The organism is Paenimyroides ummariense (genome assembly GCF_900115115.1).
GTDB lineage: Bacteria > Bacteroidota > Bacteroidia > Flavobacteriales > Flavobacteriaceae > Flavobacterium > Flavobacterium ummariense.
Genome location: NZ_FOVI01000075.1, coordinates 1 through 1,171 on the forward strand (window position 1 = coordinate 1; position 1,171 = coordinate 1,171).

Genomic DNA, 1,171 nt, shown 5'->3' on the forward strand with positions numbered 1-1,171 from the left:
CTCCAGTTTGACAATTTCCGCGGATTCCGGTCTTATTCCTTTTCGAAAGTACTTCTTGTCCAAATGTATTTGAAAGAGGTTAAGGATATAGCCGCGTTTTGAGCCCAACTTTTTAATGCTGTATAAAAACGGGACGTTCAGTACGGTAATCGAAGGTGTTTCAATAGCTGCAGTACCGTTGGTTCTAAGATAATTTAGGTACTCGGAAAAGGCTTTCTGTTCTGATGCTCTGATAAAGTCAGTAATTTTATGACCGTCTGTAAGATCATCATCAATGTTCATAAATTGAGGAAATAGTTCGTCGGTATCCTTTATATACAGTTCGTTGTCTAATATGATCTCAAAATGGTTGACGAATTTCTGTGATTCACTGGGCTTCGTAAAGGTCATGTGGAGTACGCGCTGCCTCCATTCGTCGTTTATCCAATTTAAAAGGGCTTCTAATCCCTCAAAATCATCGTTTAAATTACTGAGGATTAATTTTTTGCTAAGGTTTCCCTTAGCAAGCTCCAGCATGCTTTCGTTATAGTTGCGCCAGCGCTCAAGCGAACAGGTAAAGTTTTTCATATCAGATATATTTTTTTAAAAAGGTTTCAGCTTCTGTCAGGTTATCAAAAATGTTTGTAGGGATTTTTGGTTTGTTGATGGCTACAAAATAGTTTGAGAGCGTTCGCAGTGTGTGCGCTGAAGAATACAGAGCCACAGCCTTCACCATCGAATATCCGTAATCTGCAAGATATTCCCTTGCATCTGCACTGATGTCTTGGACCAGCGAAACATCGCAAAGGATAGCATATGATTTATATGACTGAAACCGAAGGCGGTCTTCAACGATTATTGTCGCGGCATCATAATCTATATATCTCCCTTCTTTGTAACTGATGTAAAGCAGGGAATCTTTCAACTCGTAAGAGGCGAAATCATTTTCATAGTTAGTTAACATAATTTGGGGTGTTTTGATTGTATGTTTAACAGTTAATAAAATTATAACTAAATTTTTTTTAAAAAGATAAATCTAAGCTTAAAAGTTATCAGAAAGGTATAAATAGTTATTCAAAAGGTATTATTTGGAGTTAGTATAGGAGCTAACAGCTTTATTTTTAGCAATTTTAGGATTTTATAATACGGATTATGGCTAAAATTAACCACAACAATTTATTGGAAACAATTA

2 protein-coding genes are annotated in these 1,171 nt (G+C 36.0%); both read right to left on the bottom strand.

The window, feature by feature from the left end; translation table 11 throughout:
* A partial coding sequence (locus BM253_RS17135; protein ID WP_143095714.1) for a hypothetical protein occupies positions 1-567 on the bottom strand: 567 nt, incomplete at its 3' end.
* 1 nt (position 568) lies between these two features.
* Entirely contained in the window at positions 569-943 is a 375-nt protein-coding gene (locus tag BM253_RS17140) for a DUF7793 family protein (RefSeq protein ID WP_091526710.1), read from the bottom strand.
* Between the last annotated feature and the right edge of the window lie 228 nt (positions 944-1,171).

What these genes read in the sequence shown, in the direction of transcription:
- BM253_RS17140 (WP_091526710.1), bottom strand. Translation starts at nt 943, where the DNA reads ATGTTAACTAACTATGAAAATGATTTCGCCTCTTACGAGTTGAAAGAT.